The following is a 22,566-nucleotide window of genomic DNA, read 5'->3' as shown; positions in this document are numbered from 1 at the left end:
GACTCAGACGATCGGATCGTGGACGGTGACCAGCTTGGTGCCGTCGGGAAAGGTCGCTTCGACCTGGACGTCGTGGATCATCTGCGCCACGCCGTCCATCACCTGCTCGCGACCCAGGACCTCACGGCCCAGGTTCATCAGTTCGGCCACGGTGCGCCCGTCGCGGGCGCCCTCCATCACCGCCGCGCTGATCAGCGCCACCGCTTCCGGGTAGTTGAGCTTGAGGCCACGGGCCAGGCGGCGCTCGGCAAGCAGCGCGGCGGTGAACAGCAGCAGTTTGTCTTTCTCTCTCGGGGTCAGCTCCATGGTCGTTCTCTCAGGTGGCCCAGATCCGCGGCGGGCAAGGCGCCAGGCCCGTGATGGCCGGGCGCAGCGCCTGCCACAGGCGCAGCAAGGTGGATTGAAGGCGTTGGTTGTCGTGGTCCAGCAGGCGGACCACCAGCAATTGGCCGAGCAGGGTCGCCCCGGCGGGTACGGCGAGGTGCTCGATAAGGGTGCGCGCCTGTTCCAGCAGTTCCGGGTTGGCCGGGGCGGCACAGAACGTGGCTTGCAGCGGATAGCCGGCGAGCTTGTGCAGGCTGTCGCCGTCGATGCGCAGGCGTTCGTGCAGGCCGGGGTCGTCGGGCAGGTCGATGCGCAGCAGGCTGTCCACCGCGCCGTGGCTGAAGCGCTCGTCCATCACCGGGCGGCCCAGGCACAGGGTTTCCCAGGCCAGCAGACGGGCGCCGGGGGCCAGGCTGAAGCGGTTTTCCAGGCGGGCGCGGGCACCGGGGAAGCAGATATTGCCGTGGGGCAGCCACTCCAGGGTGGCGCCTTCGCTCAGGTGGAAATGCTGCTTGAGCACCGAAACGGGGCCGGCGCTGCGGTAGAACTTGGTCGCCCCGGGCATGGTCAGCAGCGCGTGGCTACCGGTTTCCAGGTGCACGTCGAGGGTCAGGCGATCGCCACCGACCACGCCACCCGGGGGATGCAGCACATAGACGTGGCACGGCGCGCCCTCGGGGTAGAAGGGTCGCTGCACCAAAAGAGGTCCGAAGTGACGCCGCGCACCAATACAGGTCCTGCCATCGCGTTGCACGAAGCGCAGCATCAGCTCGGCGCTCCAGCCCGTGGCGTCGTACGCGGGTGGCAGTTGTTCGGGTAGAGACATTCCAACGTATCCGGTGAAACGCCGCGTTTATTGGGTAATCCCATGCTTTCGCGGCGGTAGGAAAATGTCCGCGACGCTTGGTTCTGGCGCGGCGCAGCGGACCTGATCGATCGATCAGCAATCGTTGGAAGGGGTAAAAGCACATTGCGGGCCAGAATGGCGCATGTAGGGGGATTCTGGCTGATGTGTAGCTGTAGGAGCTGGCTTGCCTGCGAAAGGACCGCGTAGCGGTCCCGGTTCCCAATCTTCAACCGGGGGAAGATCATAGGCCTGGCTGTAGATCAGGAACCGGGACCGCTACGCGGTCCTTTCGCAGGCAAGCCAGCTCCTACAGAATCTGCGCAAGATCAGGTGGTTAAGATCACCGCTGGAACTTCGCCTGCGCCACCAGCCCTTTCACATAGTCGCTACCGGGCCGATCCAGCACCTCGGCACTGCCGCCCTCCTCGACGATCCGCCCCTCCTTCACCACCACAATCCGGTCGGCAATCGCCCGCACCACCCCAAGATCATGGGTGACGAACACCAGGGTCATGCCCTCCTCCTGCAGCTCGCGCAGCAACGCCAGGATCGCCGCCTGCACCGACACATCCAGCGCCGAGGTCACTTCGTCGCAGATCAGCACCTCGGGCTCGCACACCAGCGCCCGGGCGATCGCCACGCGCTGGCGCTCGCCGCCGGACAGCTGATGGGGATACTTGCCCGCCGTTTCCACCGGCAACGCCACCCGCGTCAACGCGGCCTCGATCCGCTCACGGCAGGCCGCGCCCTTGAGCCCGAAGAAATGCTCCAGCGGCGCCTGCAGGCACTGGAACACCGACTGCCGCGGGTTCAAGGCACGATAGGGATTCTGGAAGATGTACTGGATGCGGTGCCGGGTCGCCGCCTCGCGCTTGCGCGCCAGCAGGCTCAGCGGCTGACCGGCGAAACGCAGTTGGCCGATCCCGCCATCACCCAGCCCGGCCAGGGTCCGCGCCAGGCTGGTCTTGCCCGACCCGGACTCGCCGACCACCGCCAGGCATTCACCGCGATGAACCTGCAGCGACAGGTCGAACAGCACCTGACGGTCATAACTCAGGTTCAGCTCACGCAGTTCCAGCAAGGGCTCCCGCGCCGACGGCAGCACGCGCAGCGGCACCGTCTCCGCCGCCGGCAAGGCACTCAGTTGCGGCTGCACGCAAGCCACCTGCTGCGTCCCTTCCAGCACCTGCAATGCCGGCTCCACCACCAAGCACGCCGCCGTACGCCGCGAGCAACGCGGCGCGAAGCTGCAGCCGGACGGCCGCTGCCCTGGCGCCGGCGCATGCCCGGCGATCGCCCGCAGCACCCGTTGGCGCCCCACGTCCGGAATCGCCGCGAGCAACCCGAGGGTGTACGGATGCGCCGGGCGCTCGAACAGCCGCTCACGGCTGGCGACTTCGACGATGCGCCCGGCGTACATGACCATCACCCGGTCCACCAGGTCCTTGATCACCCCCAGGTCATGGGACACGTACACCGCCGCCACGCCCTGCTCCTTGCACAGCCGGCGCACGGTTTGCAGGATGTGCGCGCGGGTGCCGACGTCGAGCGCGGTGGTCGGCTCGTCGAGGACGATCAGCTTCGGCCGCAGGACGAAGGCCAGGGCCAGCATCACCCGCTGCTGCTGGCCACCGGACAGTTGATGGGCGAAGCGCCGGAGAAACTCGCGCTCCCCCGGCAGGCCGACATCCGCCAGGGTCTGCCGCAGACGCAGTTCCCGCGCCTGGCGGTCCAGCCCCGGTTCATGGGCCTGCAGGGTTTCCAGCAACAGCTTGCCGATGCGGATCGCCGGGTTCAGGGCCAGCGCCGGGTCCTGCGCGACATAGCCGATCAAACCGCCACGGGCACGGCGCAAGGCCGCGCCATCGAGGGCCAGCAGATCGCGCCCCGCCACCCGCACCCGCCCACCGGCGATGCGCGCGCCACGGCGGGCATGGGCGAGCAGCGCGGTCGCCAGGGTGGTCTTGCCGGAGCCCGACTCCCCCACCAGGCCGAGGATTTCCCCCGGCGCCAGACTGAAGTCGATGTGCTCGATGACATCGGCGCCGCTGTCCAGCTCGACCCGCAGCCGCTCGACCTGCAAGGCCGCGATGCCCGCCTGCGTAGGCGTGGAAAGTACGAATGCATTCATGTGCGCGCTCCCGCGCTGTACCGGGCGACGCCTTCGGCCAGCAGGTTGGTGCCATAGGCGAACACCGCGATCAGCAGCGCCGGGGCCAGCACGGCCCAGGGCTGGATCAGCAGGCCGGCCTGGTTTTCGTTGATCATCAGGCCCCAGTCCGCCGCCGGTGGCGCGACGCCGTAGCCGAGGAAGCTCAGGCCCGAGAGCATGCCGATGCCCCAGGTGAGCATGTTGCCGAAGTGCACCAGCAGCGGGGTCAGCACGTTGGGCAGGATCTCGCGCAAGAGGATGCGCGTGCGCGAAAAGCCCATCATCTGCGCCGCCTCGACGAACTCCTGGCTGGCCACCGCCACCGCGCTGCCGCGGGCCAGGCGGATCACCCCGGGGGTGAAGGCAATGGCCACGGTGAGCACGATCAGCCACGGCTGGCGCCCGAGCATGGAGACGATCAGCAGCACCAGGATCAGGTCGGGAAAGGCCAGCCAGATATCCGCCAGCCAGGTGATCGCCTGGTCCAGGCGCTGCCGCGACAGCCCGGCGAGCATGCCCAGGGCACTGCCCACCAGCAGCGCCAGGGCGGCGGCGGCCACCGACATCCAGAGGATCGACAGGCCACCGGCCAGCAGCCGCGACCAGACATCATGACCAAGAAAATCATGCCCCAGCGGCGCCCCGGCCGCCGGCGCGCCATACACACCGCCGAGCATGTCGGTCGGCGCATGGGGTGCCAGCCAAGGCCCGAACAGGGCCAGCAGGACCACCGCCAGGGTCACCAGGGCGCCACGGCGAATCGAGGGTTCACGCCAGAATCGTGCGCTGAACATAGAACATTCCTTATCAAGGGGCCTTGGCCGCGGGACGCCGCCACCAGCTCTGGATGCCACGGCGACTGCGCTGGATCAGCCCGGCGCGGCGCGCCGTGCGCAGTTTCGGGGTGAGCAGCACGGTGAGCAGGTCGGCCAGCAGGTTGATCGCCACCACCCCGAGGGTGATGACCAGTACCGCGCCCTGGATCAGCGGCAGGTCGCGCATCTGGATCGCGCTGTTGAGCAAGGTGCCGACACCGGGGTAGCTGAACACCACCTCGGCCAGCAGCGCGCCGCCGATCAATACCCGCAGGGTCAGGGCCACGCCCTGGATCGCCGGCACCAGGGCGTTGGGCAAGGTGTGGCACCAGACCAGACGACGTTCCGGGATGCCGCGCAGGCGCGCGGCGCCAACGTAGTCGGAGTCCAGGGTCTCGATCATCGATGCGCGCACCAGCCGCGCCAGGTACGGCAGCGCCGACAGGCTCAAGGCCAGGACCGGCAGCGCCAGGTACTCCAGTTGCCGCCACAGCGGACGGTCCGGGTCGAGCAGCGACACCGCCGGCAGCAGGTCGAAATGCGGCATGGAGAACAGCAGCACCAGGCCGATGGCGATCAGGTAGCCCGGGGTGGCCTTGAGCACGATCAGGCTGGCCAGGCCCCAGCGGTCCAGGCGCGAGTCGCGGCGCAGGGCCAGGCCGACGCCGATCACCAGGGCCAGCGGCACCACCAGCAGCAACACGCCCAGGAGCAGCGCCAGGGTATTGCCGAAGCGGATGAACAGCAGATCGGCCACCGGCTGCGCGGAGTCCAGCGAGACACCAAGATCGCCGCGCAGCACCTGGGCCAGCCAGCTCAGGTATTGCACCAGGATCGGCCGGTCCAGGCCGAGCTGCTGGCGCAGGGTGAGGATGCTCTCCAGCGGCGCCTCGGGTCCGAGGATCACCCGCGCCGGGTCGGACGGCAGCGCCTGGGTGGCGACGAACACCACCAGGCTGATGACCCAGGCGGTGAGCAGGCCATAACCGAGGCGTCCGAGAAACCACGGCAGCCAGGCAGGCAGACGGGACGTGCGGATAGGCTCAGGCATGGTTCAACCACAGGCTGTCGAAGCGCCAGGAGGCGAAGGTGGTCTGTTCGCCGTGCAGGCCGCCGACCTTGTTCGAGGCGGCGTCGAGCACGTCGGTGAAGCCCCAGATCAGCAGGCCGCCGCGCTGGTGCTGGATGGTCTGCGCTTCGTGCACCAGTTCGCGGCGCAGGGCCAGGTCGGGCTGGCCGAGGGCCTGGGTGAACAGCTGGGAGAAACGCTCGTCGCGGAAATTGCTGCGGTTGTAGATCGCCAGCGGCGCGTCGTTGTGCAGGCCGGTGGCGAGGAAGCCGCGGGCCGGGGTCGAGCACGGCGACACCAGCCACTGCTCCTTCTGCGGGCCGTTGAACACCGAGTTGTCCACCGGGGTGACCTTGATCTCGATGCCGGCCTTCTTCGCCTGCTGGGCGAAGACCAGCGCGGCGTTGACTTCATTGGCGGTGGTGGTCAGTTCCAGGCGCAGGTCGCTGGCGCCGGCCTGGCGCAGCAGCGAACGGGCCTGGTCGAGATCGTAGGGACGCTGGGCGATGGCGTGGTTGTAGGTCGGGTCCTGGGGCGAGTACAGGTCGTTGGCAACCCGGCCGAAACCGTTGAGACCACGGCCCACCAGTTCCTGGCGGTCGGCCAGCAGGCGGAAGGCCTGGCGCACCCGTTCGTCCTGGAACGGCGCCTTGGCGGTATTGAGGTTGAAGCCGCTGAACGAGGTGGTCGGCGATGCCACCAGCTGCAGGCGCGGATCGGCCTTGATCAGCGCGCTGTGCTCGGCCTGGATGCCGCTGGCGATATCGATCTGCCCGGCACGCAGGGCCGCGACCCGCGACACCTGGTCCTTGAATTCGATGATTTCCAGCTCGTCGGCATAGGGCTGGTTGGGCTTGAAGTAGTTCTCGAAACGGGTGAACAGCGCCCGCTGGCCCGGCACGAAGCGCTTGAGCCGGTACGGCCCCGCCCCCACCGGGTTGTTCGGGTCGTAATCGGTGGGCACGATGCCGCCGAAGGCGATCAGGGTTTCGTCCAGGGGGAAGAAGCTGCGGCCTTCCTTGAAGCGGATCTCGATGGTCCTGTCGTCGAGCTTGCGCAGCGCCTGGCGATCGATGGCGCCGACCAGCCCGGCATAGGGCGAGGCCAGTTTCGGGTCGGTCAGGCGCAGGATCGAGAACAGCATGTCGTCGGAGGTGATGGTCTTGCCGTTGTGGAACTCCAGGCCCGGACGGATACGGACGGTCCAGGCACTGGCATCGGCATTCGGCTCGGCGAACTCGGCCAGGCCCAGGCGCGTGCTGACGTCGTCGTTCCATTCCCAGAACTTGCTGTACAGCGCCCAGCCGCGAATGATCCCGCCGCCGGACGGCTTGTGCGCGTCGAGGTTGCCGGCCTGGTCGCCGTCGATGATGCCGACCCGCAGGCGTCCGCCACGCACCGGGATACCGGGTACGGCGCTGGACACCACGGCGGCGGGATCACCGCTACCGCAGCCGCTGAGCAGGCTGGAACCGAGGAGCAGGCCGCCGCCGACGGCAAGGCTGTTGCCGAGGAACACCCGGCGGGAAAATTCGTTGCGCATGGGTACTTCCTCAGGCCGGTTCGGCGGCCGTGCGGGCGTTGAGGCGCGGAACCTCGAAGCCGTGGTCCAGATCGAGCAGAGGGAACAGCAGGTCGGCGACCCGGTGCGCTTCATCGATCAGCGGGAAGCCGGAAAGAATGAAGGCGCTGGTGCCCTGGGCCTCGTACTCGCGAATGCGCTCGGCAACCTGCTCGGCACTGCCCACCAGGTAGGTCCCGGCCGCCGGGCCGAGCAGGTTGAAGCCGAACAGGCTCGGGCCGGTCCATACGTTGGGGTAGATCTCCAGGTCACGGGCGCTCGGCAGGCGGCCCTGGCGGATCGCCTCGACGTTGGCCTGGATGCGCGGGTCGTCGCTGTGGAAGCTGTCCAGGGTCTGCCCCGGCGGCAACTGACGCTCGATGGCGGCGCGGGCGGTGGCCAGCGAGGTGTTGTCCAGTAGCTTCTGCGCGTGGGCCCAGGCTTCTTCCTCGGTTTCCCGGACGATGATCTGCAGGCGCGTGCCATAGGTCAGCTCGCGCCCGATCTTCGCCGCCTCGGCGGCCACCTTGCGGAACTTGGCGCCGAGCCTGGGCGGGGTGTCGGCGAAGCTCAGGTAGACGTCGAGCAACTGCACCGAATGGGCCACGCCCGGATCGGACGTACCGGCGCCCCACAACGGAACCGCAAGACGCTTCGGCGGATGCCAGCCCCCCAGCGGATGGCGCGCGGCGGCGGCCGGACGTGGCGCCAGCTTGACGAACTGGCCGTCGTAACCCTCGGTGCTGCCGGCGTAGATGGCCTGGAACGCGCGCCAGTATTCGAGGCTGAACCGGTAGCGCTCGTCATGCGGGTAATGCACGCCCAGCGTGGCCAGCCCGGCATCGCTGCCATTGACCACGTTGAACAGCAGGCGTCCGTTGGAGAACTCGTCGAAGGTCAGCGCCCACTTGGCCAGCACCGCCGGCGAGACTTCGCCCGGGTGCTGCGCCACCAGGAAGCGCAGGCGCTCGGTGGCGTCGATCAACGACGCGGCCACGGTCAGGCTCTCGTTGGGGCTGGTGCCCAGCAGCGAGCCGTAGTAACCCAGGCGATCGGCGCTCGTCGCCAGGTGCTTGAGGTGGTTGAAATCGGTGCTCCAGCGGCCCTTCTCTTCCCACGGATACGGGCCGTCGGGGCTGGTGAGGTACCAGAGAATCTTCACTGCCATGGTCGAATGTCCTTATCCGCGTGGGCTGTCGTTGGCGGGCACCAGGCCCAGTTCACGCGCCTGGTCGAGCAGCTTGCTCATGGACCATTGCTGGGTCAGCACCCCCGGCCCGTAGGGGCGCGAGCCGCCGAGGGATTCGGCGAGCAGTTGCAGTTGCGCGCCCTCCTCCAGCAGCAGGATGAACTCGGCGGTCTGGCGCAGGCCCTGGCTGCCCCACACGGTGGCGCCGCCGTTGGCTTCGAGAATGGCCGGGGTGAAGGGGTTCTCGGCCAGGCGGTCGAGGATGAAGTCCACTTCGTCCTGGCGCCGGTCGATGTACACCGGCAGCTCGCGAGCGAGCTGGAAACGCTGCACCGGCACGTAGTGGAACGGCAGGGTGCGCTGGGTCTGGGCCCAGGCACCGAGGTACGGGCTGTGCACATGGGACACGGTGGTGATCCGCGGCTGCTGCTGGAACAGCCGGGTATAGCGGTTGAGGCCGCCCTTGCCCTGGCCCAGCAGCAGATTGCCGGCGAAGTCGGTGACGCTGGCCTTGAGCGGCTTGTGATGGTTCCACGGGCCCGGGTAGTTGACCGAGACCAGCAGGTCGCGGCCCGGCACGCGCTCGATGAAGCCGACGGTACCGTTGGCGGTGATGGTGTTGGTCTCGCGGTAGACACGGAAGGCCTCGCCGGCCTCACGGGTGACGTCCTCGACGAAGTCTTTCAGCTCGGCGTCGATCAGCGATTCGGTGGTCAGTACGGTCATCTCAGCGGTCCTTGTCTTGGTTGCGTTGCGCGAGCAGTTCGCGGGCGGCTTGCAGCGGGCGGTGGTCGACCCAGTCGGCCAGGTCGAAGTCGGCTTCGAGGAAGCCATGCAGGTTGAGGAAGGTCTTCTGCAGGTCGAGGAAGGCCAGGCGCTGCTCGGACAGGTCCGGGGCCAGGGTGGTGTGGAAGTCGCCGCGGTAGGCCTGGTCGACCCCCGCGGCGCCGGCACGGGTTTCGTCCTGCAGGATGCGCAGCACGCCGTCACGGTTGTCCCGCGCCCAGTCGGCGGCGCGCAGGGTCTGGGCGAGGAAGCGCACCACCAGGTCGAAATGCTCGTCGAGCAGGTTCTGGTGCACGGTGATCGGCCGCGGCGTGCCGTTGTTGATGCGGTAGCGCGGGTCTTCGATCCGGTCGAGGTCGATGCCCACTTCCAGGCCCAGACGGCGCGCCGCGTCGGCGGCGGAGGCGCCCTTGACGTAGACCGCGTCGACCTTGCCGCGCACCAGGTAGTCCAGGCCCGACCACAGGCGTTGCAAACCTTCGTTCGGATTCGGCGCCTGCTCCTGGTCGTGCAGCGGCACTTCCACCAGGGTCACGTCGTCGAAGCCCAGGCCGGCCAGGCTCAACGCGCCCTTGTAGCCATGCAGGCTCATGGCCCGGGCGATGCTGCCAGGACGATTGGCGCCCCAGGCCGGCAGGGCCAGGCGCTTGCCCTTGAGGTCGGCGGCGCTGCGGATGCCGGAGCCGGGACGGACGAGGATGGTCTGCCATTCCTCGATCCAGGTCAGGCCGATCAGCCGGCTCGGCGAACCGGCGGCGCGGGCGGCCAGGGCCGGGACGTTGCCGCCCTCGCGAAACAGCCCGGGCAACTGGTGATCGTAATGGTGATGACCGAGCTGGCGGGCCTCCTGCAGGGTCAGCAGCGGCAGGCCGTCGGCGGCGAATTCCTCGCCGAGCCAGCCGAGGGTGTAGGCGATGCCGGAGGCGGTAGGCACCGGGCAGCGGGTGAACCAGAGTTGCTCCAGGGGCGCCGAGGTGAGCGACGGCAAGGTAGCGGCAAGTGACATGAACGGGCTCCATCAGGGGATCGAACGGGCCGGGTGGCCTTTGCCTGGGGTATTGCAGCGCCCGTGCCAACTCAGTAAATCATTGATTTTATTGAGTTTTATATTCTCGCCAAGTGACGATTGCTGATCTGCCAACACCCGCGCAGCGTCACTGCTGCTGCCTGAGCAACAACCCCCCGCGAACTGCTGCTGGAGCAGCAACGGCTTTCCATGAAATCGCTGCAGGCCACGGCCGGCAAGGCCTGCAGGGCACTGGCACAGAACCTGCTCTGGTCCGCGCACCTGCTCATTCAAGGAAGCGTTGATCGTGACTACCCTGCCCCGCCGCCTGGAAAGCCAAGCCCAGGCCATTACCGTTGCCCATGAAGTGGCCGGCGAGATCGCCGCCATCGCCGCCGATCCGCGGAACAACCGCAGCCTGCCGCGCCGCCAGGCCGAACTGCTGTCCAGCAGCGGCCTGACCGCCATCGGCGTACCCGAGGCCGATGGCGGTCTTGGCGCCTCGGTGGAAACCATCGTCGAGACGGTGCGCATCATTTCCCGCGCCGATGGCGGCGTCGGCCAGTTGCTGCAGATCCACAACGTGATGCTGCGCGGCGTGCTCAGCGGCTACCCGGACGAGGTGCGCCAGCGCCTGCTCGCCGACGTGCTGGCCGGCAAGCGCCTGGGCAATGCCCTGGCCGAAGTCGGCGGGAAGAACAAGTTCGCCCTCAAGACCCGGGTCGAGCGCCGCGAGGACGGCGTGCTGGTGCTCAACGGCAGCAAGTTCTACTCCACCGGCTCGTACCTGGCCGAATGGATTTCCCTCACCGCCGCCAGCGACGACGGTGGCGCCGGTGTGCTGCTGCACCGCGACACCCCGGGCCTGACCCTGGTCGACGACTGGGACGCCTTCGGCCAGCACAACTCGGTGAGCGGCACGGTGCGTTTCGACAATATCGAGCTGGACGAGCGCTACGTGCTGCGCCGCCAGGGGCCGATGAAGCGCACCGGGCTGACCTTCCCGCAGATCCTCCACGCCGCGATCGACACCGGCATCGCCGCCGGCGCCCTGCAGGCCGGCATCGACTACCTCAACCAGCACGCGCGGCCGTGGGTCGAGAGCGAGGTGGAGCGGGCCAGCGACGAGCCGCACATCATCCGCCAGATCGGTGAATACGCCGTGGCCCTGCGCGCCGCCGAATCGCTGCTGCGCGATGCCGCGCGGACCTTCGACGCCCACGAGCGCGATCCGGAAAACAAGGCCCTGCAGGATGAACTGATCCTCGCCGTGGCCACCGCCCGCGCCCACTCCGACGGCGCCTCGCTGAAAATCTCCAGCGACATCTTCTCCCTGCTCGGCGCCAGTGCCTCGCTGAGCAAGTGGAACCTCGACCGCTTCTGGCGCAACGCCCGGGTACACACCACCCACGACCCGATCCGCTGGCGTCTGCACCATGTCGGCAACTACTACCTCAACGGCGTCGACCCGGGCGAATACACCGCGATCCTCACCGCCAAGCAGAAGGCCGGTGCCAGCCGCTGATTCCATCGCGCGGGTCCACCCGCGCTTCTTCGTCCCGTTTCGAGTCCTTCATGAGCCATCGATATCCGCTGCTGCGCAGCCTGGCGATCTACCGCGAAATGCCCTGGCGTTTCGCCCTGGTCGCCGGGCTTTTCGTGCTTATCAACCTGGGCCTGGTCTGGCAGCAATGGCTGATCGGCCACGCCCTCAACGACGTCACCGCCGGGGTCGCGGTCCGCCGTCTCGACGACGGCGGCCTCGATGCCCGGGTGGCCTGGCAGTGGTTCTGGGCCATTCTCGCCGTCGCCTTCGCCCGCGCCGTGCTGCAGTACGCGGCGGCCCTGGGTTCGCTGATCCTCGGTCAGGAACTGCTGACCCGCCTGCGCGAGCGCATCCTCGAACAGGTCCTGCGCCTGCACCTGGGCTACCACTGGCAGCACGGCATGGGCGAGATCGTCACCCGCACCACCCGCGATGCCGACAAGGTTCGCGATGCCCTGGTCAGCTTCTGGCGCCAACTGGTGGAAACCCCGCTGGTGGTGCTGGCCACGGTCGGCCTGCTCGGCTGGTATCACCCGCTGCTGGCCCTCGGCCCGCTGCTGCTGACCCTGCTCGGCCTGTACATCTTCGTGCTGCAGACCGAGCGCCTGGTGGAACTGGACCGGGCCGTCGGTGGCGCCTACGACCGGGTCAACCAGGACCTGGCCGAAGGCATCGGCGCGGTGCGGGTGATCAAGTCGTTCGGCCTGCAGCAGCAGCGCATCGACGGCTTCGCCGCCCAGGTCGGCGAATTCACCGGCCTCGCCCGCCAGGCCCTGCGATGGTCCAGCTCGCGGATTCCACTACCGCAGGCGGTGGTGGCCCTGGGGCACGTGTGGATCCTGGTGATCGGCGCGCAACTGGTGGCCGCCGGGCGCATCGGCATCGGCGAACTGGTCACCTCGCTGTTGATCGCCACCACCCTGGTGTTTCGCATCGAGGGCATCGGCCGGGTCATGCAGACCTTCGCCGACGCCCGCGCCTCGGCTGGCCGCATCTGGCAGTTGCTGGATGCCCCGGCGCTGATCGAGAGCGGCCCGCGGCGCCTGCCACCAGGGCCGCTGGGATTGAAGCTGGACAACGTCAGCGTCGCCGCGCCCGGCAGCGAGCGCGACATCCTGCGCCAGTGCTCGCTGAGCCTGGCGCCGGGGGAAGTGGTCGCGCTGGTCGGCGCCACCGGCACCGGCAAGAGCCTGCTGGCCAGCCTGCTGCCGCGCCTGAGCGACGCCGACAGCGGCCAGGTGCTGATCGGCAATGGCCGTGGCGGCTGGCAGGATGTGCGCGGCGTCGACCTCGCCGACCTGCGCCGGCGCGTGCATGTGCTGCCCCAGGAGAGCTTCCTGTTCGCCGACACCCTGGCCGCCAACCTGCGCCTCGCCGCGCCGGATGCCAGCGATGCGGACCTGCTCGACGCCCTGCACCGGGCCAGCGCCGACGACATCCTCGAACGTCTGCCACAGGGCCTGGACAGCCCGCTGGGCGACCGCGGCGTGACCCTCTCCGGCGGCCAGCGCCAGCGCCTGTGCCTGGCCCGCGCGCTGCTCGCCGCGCCGGACCTGCTGTGCCTGGACGACGCCACCAGCGCCCTCGATGCCATCAGCGAGCGGCATGTCCTGGACAACCTGCGCCGCCCCGGCGGGCCGACCCTGCTGCTGATCGCCAGCAAGGCCTCCACCGTGCAGCGCGCCGACCGCGTGCTGCTGCTCGACCAGGGCCGCATCGTCGACAGCGGCCCGCACCGCGAACTGCTGCGGCGCAACCCGGCCTACCGTGACCTGCTGGGGATCGAGCATGACTAAGAACGCCGGCAACACCGCCATGAGCGATATCGAGATCGAAGAGCGCCTGGCGAAAAAGGCCCTCGACCGCGGCATGCTGCAACGCCTGCTGCCGCTGCTGCAGCCGGTGCGCCGCCAGGTGGCCTGGGTCATCGGCCTGGAACTGCTGCTGGTGTTCACCGTGTTCCTGCGGCCGTGGTTCGTCCGCGAACTGCTCGACCGCGGCCTGATCCACGACGGCAATGCCTGGCTGCTCGACCTGCCGCTAGTGCTCTGGCTGGGCGCCGGGCTGGCCGCCAGCTGGCTCGGGCGCTTCCTCCTCGCCGGGGTGTCGCAGTACCTCGCCGGCAGCGCCGCCATCGAGGTGCTGAACCAGTTGCGGGTGCGCGTGTTCGCCCATGTCCAGGCGCTGAGCATCGGCTACTTCGACCGCACCCGCGCCGGGCGCATCCTGTCCCGTGCCGACCGCGACGTCGACGCCCTCGAACCGCTGCTGATCCAGGGCCCGCCGGAACTGCTCGGGGCCTTGCTGCGCTGCAGCCTGGCGGCGTTGATGCTGTGGCTGATCGAACCGCTGTTCTTCTTCGCCCTGATCGGCAGCGTGCCGCTGCTGTTTCTCGCCACCTGGGCGTTCAAGCGCGTGGCCCAGCGCAACTGGGCCAAGGTCGCCGAGCAGCGCAGCCGCTTCACCGCGCACCTGGTGGAAAGCGTCAGCGGCGTGCGCCTGCTGCAGCAGAGCGGGCGCGAAGGCGATAACCAGCGGCGCTACCGGCAATTGCTCGACGACTTCAACAGTGCCCTGATCACCGGCAGCCTGCGCTCCGGCTGGTTCGCCCCATTCACCGCCCTGCTCGCCGCCGCCGGCATGGCCGTGCTGGTGCTGGTGGGTGGCTACTCGCTGGCCGAGGGCAAGGTGACCGTGGGGCAGATCGGCGAAAGCCTGTTCTACGTGATGCTGTTCCTCGGGCCGTTACAGGAACTGACCGACCTGTTCGAGCGCTATGCCACCGGCTCGGCCTCGGCGCAGCGGATCTTCCTGCTGCTCGATACCGCGCCGCAGATCCTCGACCCGGAACGCCCGCTGCCACTGCCGCGGGTGCAGGGCGAGGTGCATTTCGAGCGGGTGCGCTTTGCCTACCAGCGCGATGCCGCGCGGCCGGTGATCGACGGCCTGGACCTGCGCATTCGCGCCGGCGAGGTGCTGGCCATCGTCGGCCCGTCCGGGCATGGTAAGAGCACCCTGGTGCAGTTGCTGACGCGTTTCTACGAGGTGGATGAAGGCGCGGTGAAGCTGGATGGCGTGGATATCCGCCGGTTGAGCCAGCAGCAACTGCGCCGGCATGTCGGTGTGGTGCTGCAGGACAACGTGCTGTTCGCCGGCAGCATCCTCGACAACCTGCGCCTGGCCGCGCCGGGGGCGGACGACGCCAGCCTGATCGCCGCGGCGCGGGAACTGGGCGCGGACGAAGTGCTGGAGCGCCTGCCGCATCAGTACGCGACGCAGGTCGGCACGCTTGGCAGTCATCTGAGCCACGGGCAGCGCCAGCTGGTCTGCCTGGTCCGCGCCTACCTCGCCAACCCCGCCGTGCTGGTGCTGGACGAAGCCACCTCGGCGGTCGACGTGCATACCGAGCGGCGCATCCAGCGAGCGCTGCGGCGGCTGTGCGAAGGACGCACGGCGATCATCATCGCCCACCGGCTGGCGACCATCCGCGATGCCGACCGCATCGTGGTGATTCGCCAGGGGCAGGTGCAGGAGCAGGGAGCACATGCGCAGTTGCTGGCGGCGGATGGGGCTTATGCGGCGTTGTATCGCAGCTATGAGCGACAGGATGACTTGCTTGCCGTGCATGACTGACGGGGCCGTGTTGCGTCCGCCACAGTGGCTGCTTGCGGGGTGCTGCTCAGGCAGCAGTCTCCATTGACTTCAATGGCCTCATCGCTGGCAACGCCAGCTCCCACAAGGTTCGCGGTGGACTCCAGTCCCTGTGGGAGCTGGCGTTGCCAGCGATGGGGCCCTGACTGACACACCGTGGCATGCCGGTTGCAAAACTGCTTTCAAACTCACAGAGGACCACCCATGGCCACCGAATTCTTCTGGCGTCTGCCCCTGGGCACCGACGGCCCGCAACTCACCACCGACAAGCACAACCGCGGCAGCTTCGCCGCCCGCCACGGGCATATCGCCCCGGGCCTGCTGGCCGACGGCAGCCCTGACGGCTTCACCTACATCGACTACATCGCCCAGGTGGCCAAGGCCGCCGAACTGGCCGGCTTCGAAGGCGCGCTGCTGCCCACCGGCCCCGAGCCGTGGATCGTCGCCGCGGCGCTGGCCCGGGAAACCCGGCGCCTGCGTTTCCTGGTGGCGTTCCAGGCGACCTGGACCCTGCCCGCCTACGCCGCGCAGCAGGCCGCGATCCTCCAGCACCTGAGCCATGGCCGCCTGGACTGGAACATCATCACCGGCGGCAACCCCGCCAGCCAGCGCGCCCAGGGCGACTTCCTCGACCACGACCAGCGCTACCAGCGCACCGGCGAGTTCCTCGACATCATCGACGGCCTGTGGCGCAACGAGCGCTTCAACTACGAGGGCGACATCTACCGCCTGGAGAACGGCGCGCTGCCGCCGGGCCTGGGCAACGAGCGCAAGCCGGCGGTGTACTTCTCCGGCTTCTCCGACGCCGCGCTGGACGTCGCCGCACGCCACGCCGACGTCTACCTGAACTGGGCCGAGCCGGTGGACAAGCTCAGGCCGCATATCGAGCGGGTCCGCGAACTGGCCGACAAGCAAGGCCGCAGCGTGCGTTTCGGCCTGCGCGTCGACCTGTTCGCCCGCGAGACCGAGGAAGCCGCCTGGGCCGACCTGCGTCGCCAGTTCGAGCGCCTGGAAGGCAAGCCCAGCGCGGTCTCGAGCGCCTTCACCCAGGCCAGCGATTCGGTCGGCGGCGCGCGCCAGAGCGCCTACCACCAGAATATCCAGGGCTTCGACGAGCTGATCCTCGGGCCCAACCTCTGGGCCGGCTTCGCCAAGGCCAAGCCCGGGCCCACCGTCGGCCTGGTGGGCAGCCACCAGAACATCGCCGAACGCCTGGCCGAGTACCGCGATGCCGGCTTCTCCACCTTCATCCTCGCCGGCAACCCGCACCTGGAAGAGGCCCTGCGCATCGGTCAGGAAGTCCTGCCGCTGCTGCGCGAACGGCCTGCCCCGGCGCTCAAGGCCAGTGCCTGACATCGGCCCAGCACGGACGGGCCGCCATTTCTGCTGGCCGCACGGACGGCCATCTCTCAAGGACACGATCACCCCATGAGCACCCCCCTCGACACCCTCTGGTACACCCACAGCCCGGTGCCCACCGGCCTCGGCATCGCCGTGCAGAGCGGGCGCCTGGCCGAAGCCTTCGCGCCGCTGGGCACTTCGATCCAGTCGCTGCGCGAGTCCAGCGAACGGGAAGTTCGCGAGGCCCACTACGACCATCACCTGCCCAACTCGGTCCGTCATGGCGGCAATATCCCGGCGATCTGGGCCTATTCCGCCGGCGTGCAGACCCGCGTGCTGGGCCTGAGCTGGGCGGATGAAGTGCAATTGATCCTGACCACCGTCGAGAGCGGCGTGAAGAGCGTCCGCGACCTGAAGAACCGCCGTTTCGGCCTGCCGAAATGGGCCAACGTGCAGATCGACTTCACCCGCGCCCAGGCCCTGCGCGGCCTGGAAAACGCCCTGCGCCTGGAAGGCCTGAGCGTCGCCGACGTCGAGCTGGTGGACTACCCCTACGGCGGCACCCACAGCGACGAGCAGATCACCCAGGTGCATGGCTCCGGGGTCTACCTCGGTGGCACCCGCATCAGCCGGCGCAACAACGAACTGATCGGCCTGCTGCGCGGCGATATCGACGCGATCTTCCTCAAGGGCGCCACGGCGCTGCAACTGGCCTACGAACTGGGCCTGCACGTGGTGATCGACACCGGCTCGCACCCCGACCCGCTGGTGCGCGCCAACAACGGCACACCGCGCACATTGACGGTGGACACCAACCTGCTGAACCACCACTTCGGAGCCTGCAAGCGCATCGTCGACGTGCTCCTGCGCACCGAGCAATGGGCCTGGGCCAACCCCGACGAAACCCGCCGCTACCTGGCCCGGGAACTGAACACCAGCGAGTACTGGGTGGCGGCGGCCTACGGCGAGGACGCCCATCGACGGCTGCGCACGACACTGGACAGCCGCTCGATCGGCGCACTGCAGGACTTCACCGATTTTCTCTATCGCTGGCAGTTCATTCCGAGGCATTTCGATGTGCGCGAGTGGATCGACTTCAGGGTGCTGGAGGCGGTGATCGGGTCGACGTCGCGGGTGGCGACCTGAAGCGGGCACCGGGAAAACCACGCACGGCTGCGAGCGAAAGGACGCTCGCAGCCGACGCGCCGCACACCTATCCGAATGAATGGAAAAAGATTCACTAGCCCCCCTTGCGCAGTCCACCGGGAACTCTATAGCATGCCGCCCGTTCAGGTAGTGGCTATAAGCCATAAAGGCTGTGATTTCAGCCAAGGAGCGCCTACGGGCGTCTGGCCTTAGCCGGGGAAGGGAATGACGCAGGATTTCGTGCTACAAGCGCTCAAAGAAGCGTTGCTGACGGCCGCCATGGTGGCCGCGCCTCTTCTGCTGGCGGTTCTCATCGTCGGTCTGCTGATCAGCATTCTGCAGGTCGCCACGCAGATCCAGGAAATGACCCTCACTTTCGTACCCAAGCTGATCGTCAGCGTGATCATGCTTCTGGTCTTCGGTGGCTGGATGCTGAGCATGCTCAAGCAGTTCGCCCTCAGCGTGATCACCCGCGCCGCCACCCTCTAGCGACATCACTCATACGCAATACGGACGTTGCTCATCGTGTCGACCCTGTTTTTCCTCAACACGCTGCTGTTGTCGGTGCGCCTGCTGCCCCTGATGGTGGCTTCGCCGATCCTGTTCTTCAGCCGCATTCCGTTGACGGTGCGCCTGCTCCTGGCCCTGGCCCTGGCCGCGGTCATGGCCAGTGCCCTGCCCGCCTCGGCAACGCCCGCGCTGACCCCGGTGGTGCTCGCCGGTGAACTGCTGCTGGGTGCGATGATGGCATTCGCCTTCCATGCCGCCCATGCCGGGCTGGACATGGCGGGCAAGCTGGTGGACACCCAAGTCGGCCTGAACGCTGCCGGTGTCTTCGATCCCGGTACGGCGAACATCACCGGCCTGGTTGCCGAACTGCTGACCCTGACCCTGGCCATCCTCTTCGTCACCCTCGACCTGCACCACGACCTGCTGCGGGTATTCAGCAGCCTCGCCACCCTGGTACCGCCAGGCAGTGTCTCGGTCCTGCTGCTCAACGTGTCCCTGGCCGGCGTGCTGACCCAGCAGTTCCTCCTCGCTTTCCTGCTGGCGGCACCGATCATCGTCGGCCTGTGGCTGACCGACGCCGCCTTCGCCTTTCTCTCGCGCTCCATGCCCCAGGCCAACGTGTACTTCCTCGCCCTGCCGGTGAAGCTGGCCATGGGCATGCTCCTGGTCCTGCTGGCCCTGCCGGCGATCGTCCAGCGCCTGCCGCTGCTGGTGGACGCCGCGCTGCGCTTCATCGCTTCCCTGGGAGGTGCGGCGTGAGCGGCAACGATCAGCAGGAGAAGAGCGAACAGGCGACGCCGTTCAAGCTGGAAGAGGCGCGCAAGAAGGGTCAGGTCGCGCGCAGTCAGGAACTGCTGTCGTTCATGATGTTGCTGGCCTTCCTCCTGGTGCTGTCGGCCACGGTGCATTCAGTGGCCAACGTGATCGCCGGACACAGCCACTGGTGGCTGGGCAACGCCGCGTGGCTGAGCGGCGACTGGGGCAACCTGCTCGCCCAGGGCAGTCACAGCCTGCGCCAGCTCGCCGACGCGCTGATGCCATTGATCGGCGCGCTGATCCTGATGGCGATCCTGACCAACCTGGTGTTCAGCGGCCCGGTGTTCTCCCTCGCCGCGCTCAAGCCCGATTTCAAGCGCCTGCACCCGATCCAGGGACTGAAGAAGATCTTTTCCCGGCGCATGCTGGTGGAACTGTTGAAGGTGCTGGTCAAGGGCGTGCTGTTCTCCCTGGTGCTGTTCTACCTGTTCCAGGGTCTGCTCCCGGACCTGCTCGACCTGATGACCCTGGCGCCCATGGCCTTGCCGGGAGCCACCGAACAACTGCTGATGCAGGTCGGCTTCGCCGTGCTGATGGTGATGGCGGCGGCGATGCTCTTCGATATCTGGTATTCGCGCCGGGAGTTCGCCCGGCAGATGCGCATGAGCCGCCGTGAACTGAAGGACGAGCATCGCCGCCGTGAAGGCGATCCGGAAATCCGCTCGCGGCGCCGCGCGACCCAGCAGGAAATGCTGGAAAAAGCCGCCGCCCTCGGCCGGGTCAAGGATGCCGACGTGATCGTCACCAACCCGACCCATTACGCCATCGCCCTGCAGTACCGCCCAGGCAGCATGCGCGCCCCCGTGGTTCTGGCCATGGGCCGCGGCCTGCTGGCCCTGCGTATCCGCGCCCTGGCGCGCAAACATGCGGTGCCGGTACTGCGCCGCCCCGCACTGGCCCGTACGCTGCACGCCCTGGCGCGCATCGACGCGCCGATTCCCGACATCACCCAGAACGATGTGGCCCAGGTCTACCGCTGGGTCATTTCGCTGCCCGGCAACAAGGTCATGATCTGATGAAAGCGCTCTGGTCCCGGTTCATGACGGAAGGCAGCGACCTGCTCCTGGCCATCGGTGTCATCGGCATCCTGCTGGTGCTGTTCACCCCGATTCCCACCGCGCTGCTGGACCTGCTCCTGCTGACCAACTTCGCCGTGGCCCTGCTGGTGCTGCTGGTGACCTTCGACACCGACAAGCCGCTGAGTTTCTCCACCTTCCCCTCGCTGCTGCTGATGACCACGCTGTTCCGCCTGTCGCTGAACATCGCCGCGACCCGCCTGATCCTCACCGACGGCGATGCCGGCAAGGTGATCGGGGCGATCGGCAGCCATGTGGTGGGCGGCAACTATGTGATCGGTTTCGTGGTGTTCCTGATCCTCGTGGTGGTGCAGTACGTGGTGGTCACCAGTGGCGCGCAGCGGGTTGCCGAGGTCGCCGCGCGCTTCACCCTGGACTCGCTGCCGGGCAAGCAGATGAGCATCGACGCCGACCTCAACATGGGCCTGATCGACCAGGACGAAGCGAAGAAGCGCCGCGGCCAGCTGGAGCGCGAGTCGAACTTCTACGGCGCGATGGATGGCGCCTCGAAGTTCGTCAAGGGCGATGCCGTGGCCGGGATCATCATCATCGCCATCAACATCATCGGCGGCCTGGCGGTGGGTCTGCTGCAGAAAGGCATGAGCTGGGGCGACGCGCTGCACCACTACACCCTGCTGACCGTGGGCGACGGCATCGTCACCCAGATCCCTTCGCTGATCATCGCCGTGGGCGCCGGCATCATCATCACCCGCGCCGCCACCGACGCCCGCCTCGGCCAGGAACTCGGCCGCCAGGTCTCGGCCTATCCGAAGATGCTTCTGGTGGTGGCGCTGGTCACCCTGTTCCTCATGCTGCTGCCGGGGCTGCCGATCCTGCCGCTGCTTCTGCTGTTCGTGGTATTCGCCGCGGCCGCCTGGTTTTCCTGGCGCAAACGCCGCAACGCCGGCGAGACCGCCAGCGCCGGCGAAAGCGACGGCGGCCTGCTCGACGAGGCCGAGAGCGACGATCTCTACGACATGATGAGCAGCCAGCCGTTCGAGCTGCGCCTGAGCGCCGACCTGGCCAGCCAGGTGCTCTCGGCCAGCGGCACCCTGAGCCTGCGCATCGAGAACCTGCGCAAGCAGTTCGCCCGCGACTACGGCTTCGCCCTGCCGCAACTGCATGTGCACCTGGAAAAGAAACTCGCCGCCGGCACCTATCAGGTCTGCGTACAGGGTGCGGTGATCGCCAACGGCGAACTGGAGTTCGACAAGCTGCTGGCGATCAACCCGGGCAACGCCACCCTGACCCTGGAAGGCCGCGCCACCCGCGAGCCGACCTACGGCCTGGCGGCGCTGTGGATCGACCCGGCCCAGCGCAACCAGGCGCGTATCGCCGGACACACCCTGGTGGAGCCCGACACTGTCCTGCTCACCCACCTTTCCGAACTGGCGCGGCGCTACGCCCCGGACTTCCTCACCCGCGCCGAAACCGAACGGCTGGTGGAAAAGAAGCGCGCGGCCCTCGGCAGCCTGGTGGACGAGCTGATTCCGCAGGTGCTCAGTTACTCGGATATTCAGCGCGTACTGCAGTTGCTGCTGCGCGAACAGGTGCCGATCCGCAACCTGGAAACCATCCTCGAAGTGCTGGTGGACGCCGGGCGCACCCAGAAAAACGCCGAAGAGCTCGCCGAGAAGGTCCGCGAGCGGCTCGGCGCGGCGCTGTACGAGCGCCTGGTGGACAAGAACGGCGAGCTCAACGTGCTCACCCTCGCCCCACAGCTGGAGGGCTACATGCTCGCCGCCAGCCGTCCGCGCGACGGCGTGCAGGGTGCGCTGCTGCCGGCGCGGGAGCTGGAACAGTTCGTCAGCACCATGGCCCGCGAGGCCGAACGCCAGCTGAGCGGCAACAAACAACCGGTGCTGCTCTGCGCCGCCCCGCTGCGGCGCATCCTGCGTGCCTTCATGGCCCGCGCGGTGCCGCACCTGGCCGTGCTTTCGGTCAATGAGGTCGGCCAGCATGCGCGGGTGGTTTCCGCCGGCATGGTCGACCTGCCCGACTTCCCCCGTCAGGAGACGCCATGAGCGATCTGATCATGCAACTGGCCGGCGTTATCCAGCGTGACATCGACAGCCTCAAGGCGGTCTCGCAGAACGTCGCCAACGCCAACACCAGCGGCTATCGCGCCAGCCGCGCCTTCAATGTCATGGCCACCCCCGAGGCGGCGATCGGAACCTCCCAGGGACTCGACGGCATCGAGACACAGACCAGCCTCGACCTGCGGGGCGGCGCCCTGCAGCTCACCGGCAAGGCCACCGACCTGGCCCTGAGCGGCGACGCCTGGTTCACCGTGCAGGGGCCGCGCGGCACGCTGCTGACCCGCGACGGCCGCTTCCACGTGGACAACGCCGGCTACCTGGTCAATGCCGGCGGCCAGCGCGTGCTCGGTGATGGCGGCGCCCTGCAGATCGGCAACGGCACCCTGAAAGTGGAGCGCGGCGGGCAGGTCCTGGTGGACGACCAGCCTGTCGCCAGCCTGCACCTGCTGCGGGTCAGCGACCCGACGCGGCTGAGCGCGGTCGGCAATGGCCTCTACCAGCATGCGGGCCGGGCACTGCCGGCGCAGGATTACCAGGTGCACCAGGGTATGCAGGAAGGCTCCAACGTCGCCCTGGGCACCGACATGGTGAAGATCATGGAAGTCTCTCGTCATGTGGAAAGCATGCAGCGCGCCCTGTCGGCGTACGACGGCATGCTCAACAGCGGAATCAACCAATTGGGCAAGGATTGA

The 22,566-nt window shown here is 68.0% G+C and carries 19 protein-coding genes; 10 read left to right on the top strand and 9 right to left on the bottom strand.

The window, feature by feature from the left end:
• Nucleotides 1-3 precede the first annotated feature (3 nt).
• The 9 genes from CHB99_RS04855 to CHB99_RS04815 form a co-directional block, all read right to left on the bottom strand.
• Nucleotides 4-306 carry an urease subunit gamma gene (locus tag CHB99_RS04855; RefSeq protein ID WP_042128521.1) on the bottom strand — a complete coding sequence of 101 codons (303 nt, stop codon included), beginning with the start codon at nt 304-306 and terminating at the stop codon, nt 4-6.
• Between the two features lie 10 nt (nt 307-316).
• The gene (locus tag CHB99_RS04850; RefSeq protein ID WP_042128519.1) at nt 317-1,150 is read right to left on the bottom strand and encodes an urease accessory protein UreD; all 834 of its coding nucleotides are present in this window, start codon (nt 1,148-1,150) and stop codon (nt 317-319) included.
• 361 nt (nt 1,151-1,511) lie between these two features.
• Entirely contained in the window at nt 1,512-3,302 is a 1,791-nt protein-coding gene (locus CHB99_RS04845; RefSeq protein WP_042128517.1) for a dipeptide ABC transporter ATP-binding protein, read from the bottom strand.
• Nucleotides 3,299-4,117, bottom strand: a complete 819-nt coding sequence (locus tag CHB99_RS04840) for an ABC transporter permease (RefSeq protein ID WP_042128515.1) — start codon at nt 4,115-4,117, stop codon at nt 3,299-3,301. The genes CHB99_RS04845 and CHB99_RS04840 overlap by 4 nt, the downstream gene beginning before the upstream one ends.
• 13 nt (nt 4,118-4,130) lie before the next feature.
• Nucleotides 4,131-5,189 (bottom strand): ABC transporter permease, encoded by a 1,059-nt coding sequence (locus CHB99_RS04835; RefSeq protein ID WP_042128513.1) that lies wholly within the window; start codon nt 5,187-5,189, stop codon nt 4,131-4,133.
• A complete protein-coding gene (locus tag CHB99_RS04830; RefSeq protein WP_042128511.1) occupies nt 5,182-6,750 on the bottom strand; it encodes an ABC transporter substrate-binding protein in 1,569 nt (522 codons plus the stop codon). The genes CHB99_RS04835 and CHB99_RS04830 overlap by 8 nt, the downstream gene beginning before the upstream one ends.
• Before the next feature lie 10 nt (nt 6,751-6,760).
• Nucleotides 6,761-7,936 (bottom strand): LLM class flavin-dependent oxidoreductase, encoded by a 1,176-nt coding sequence (locus CHB99_RS04825; RefSeq protein ID WP_042128509.1) that lies wholly within the window; start codon nt 7,934-7,936, stop codon nt 6,761-6,763.
• A gap of 12 nt (nt 7,937-7,948) precedes the next feature.
• Entirely contained in the window at nt 7,949-8,683 is a 735-nt protein-coding gene (locus tag CHB99_RS04820) for a class II aldolase/adducin family protein (protein WP_042128507.1), read from the bottom strand.
• A 1-nt stretch (nt 8,684) separates the two neighbouring features.
• Nucleotides 8,685-9,749, bottom strand: coding sequence for an ABC transporter substrate-binding protein (locus tag CHB99_RS04815; RefSeq protein ID WP_042128505.1), 1,065 nt, complete (start codon nt 9,747-9,749; stop codon nt 8,685-8,687).
• Nucleotides 9,750-10,056: 307 nt separating this feature from the next.
• On the opposite strand from CHB99_RS04815, the gene CHB99_RS04810 reads away from it, so the two are divergent.
• The 10 genes from CHB99_RS04810 (at nt 10,057) to CHB99_RS04765 (ending at nt 22,566) form a co-directional block, all read left to right on the top strand.
• Nucleotides 10,057-11,274 (top strand): acyl-CoA dehydrogenase family protein, encoded by a 1,218-nt coding sequence (locus CHB99_RS04810; protein ID WP_042128540.1) that lies wholly within the window; start codon nt 10,057-10,059, stop codon nt 11,272-11,274.
• A 50-nt stretch (nt 11,275-11,324) separates the two neighbouring features.
• Nucleotides 11,325-13,091 carry an ABC transporter ATP-binding protein gene (locus CHB99_RS04805; protein WP_042128503.1) on the top strand — a complete coding sequence of 589 codons (1,767 nt, stop codon included), beginning with the start codon at nt 11,325-11,327 and terminating at the stop codon, nt 13,089-13,091.
• Nucleotides 13,084-14,928 (top strand): ABC transporter ATP-binding protein, encoded by a 1,845-nt coding sequence (locus CHB99_RS04800; RefSeq protein WP_042128501.1) that lies wholly within the window; start codon nt 13,084-13,086, stop codon nt 14,926-14,928. The genes CHB99_RS04805 and CHB99_RS04800 overlap by 8 nt, the downstream gene beginning before the upstream one ends.
• A gap of 222 nt (nt 14,929-15,150) precedes the next feature.
• Nucleotides 15,151-16,299: an LLM class flavin-dependent oxidoreductase gene (locus CHB99_RS04795; protein ID WP_042128499.1), complete on the top strand. Its 1,149-nt coding sequence runs from the start codon at nt 15,151-15,153 to the stop codon at nt 16,297-16,299.
• A gap of 75 nt (nt 16,300-16,374) precedes the next feature.
• Complete coding sequence (locus CHB99_RS04790; RefSeq protein ID WP_042128497.1) at nt 16,375-17,433, top strand: ABC transporter substrate-binding protein; 1,059 nt, start codon at nt 16,375-16,377, stop codon at nt 17,431-17,433.
• Nucleotides 17,434-17,658: 225 nt separating this feature from the next.
• Nucleotides 17,659-17,922: a flagellar biosynthetic protein FliQ gene (locus CHB99_RS04785; RefSeq protein ID WP_042128495.1), complete on the top strand. Its 264-nt coding sequence runs from the start codon at nt 17,659-17,661 to the stop codon at nt 17,920-17,922.
• A gap of 36 nt (nt 17,923-17,958) precedes the next feature.
• Nucleotides 17,959-18,702 (top strand): flagellar biosynthetic protein FliR, encoded by a 744-nt coding sequence (locus CHB99_RS04780; protein WP_052419527.1) that lies wholly within the window; start codon nt 17,959-17,961, stop codon nt 18,700-18,702.
• A complete protein-coding gene (locus CHB99_RS04775; RefSeq protein ID WP_042128494.1) occupies nt 18,699-19,775 on the top strand; it encodes an EscU/YscU/HrcU family type III secretion system export apparatus switch protein in 1,077 nt (358 codons plus the stop codon). The genes CHB99_RS04780 and CHB99_RS04775 overlap by 4 nt, the downstream gene beginning before the upstream one ends.
• Nucleotides 19,775-21,859: a flagellar biosynthesis protein FlhA gene (locus CHB99_RS04770; protein ID WP_042128492.1), complete on the top strand. Its 2,085-nt coding sequence runs from the start codon at nt 19,775-19,777 to the stop codon at nt 21,857-21,859. Before CHB99_RS04775 ends, CHB99_RS04770 begins: the two co-directional genes overlap by 1 nt.
• Nucleotides 21,856-22,566 (top strand): flagellar hook-basal body protein, encoded by a 711-nt coding sequence (locus CHB99_RS04765; protein WP_042128490.1) that lies wholly within the window; start codon nt 21,856-21,858, stop codon nt 22,564-22,566. The genes CHB99_RS04770 and CHB99_RS04765 overlap by 4 nt, the downstream gene beginning before the upstream one ends.

Origin of the sequence: Pseudomonas japonica, assembly GCF_900188455.1 — a bacterium.
Taxonomy (GTDB): Bacteria; Pseudomonadota; Gammaproteobacteria; order Pseudomonadales; family Pseudomonadaceae; genus Aquipseudomonas; species Aquipseudomonas japonica.
This window is presented reverse-complemented; position numbering and strand designations above follow the sequence as displayed.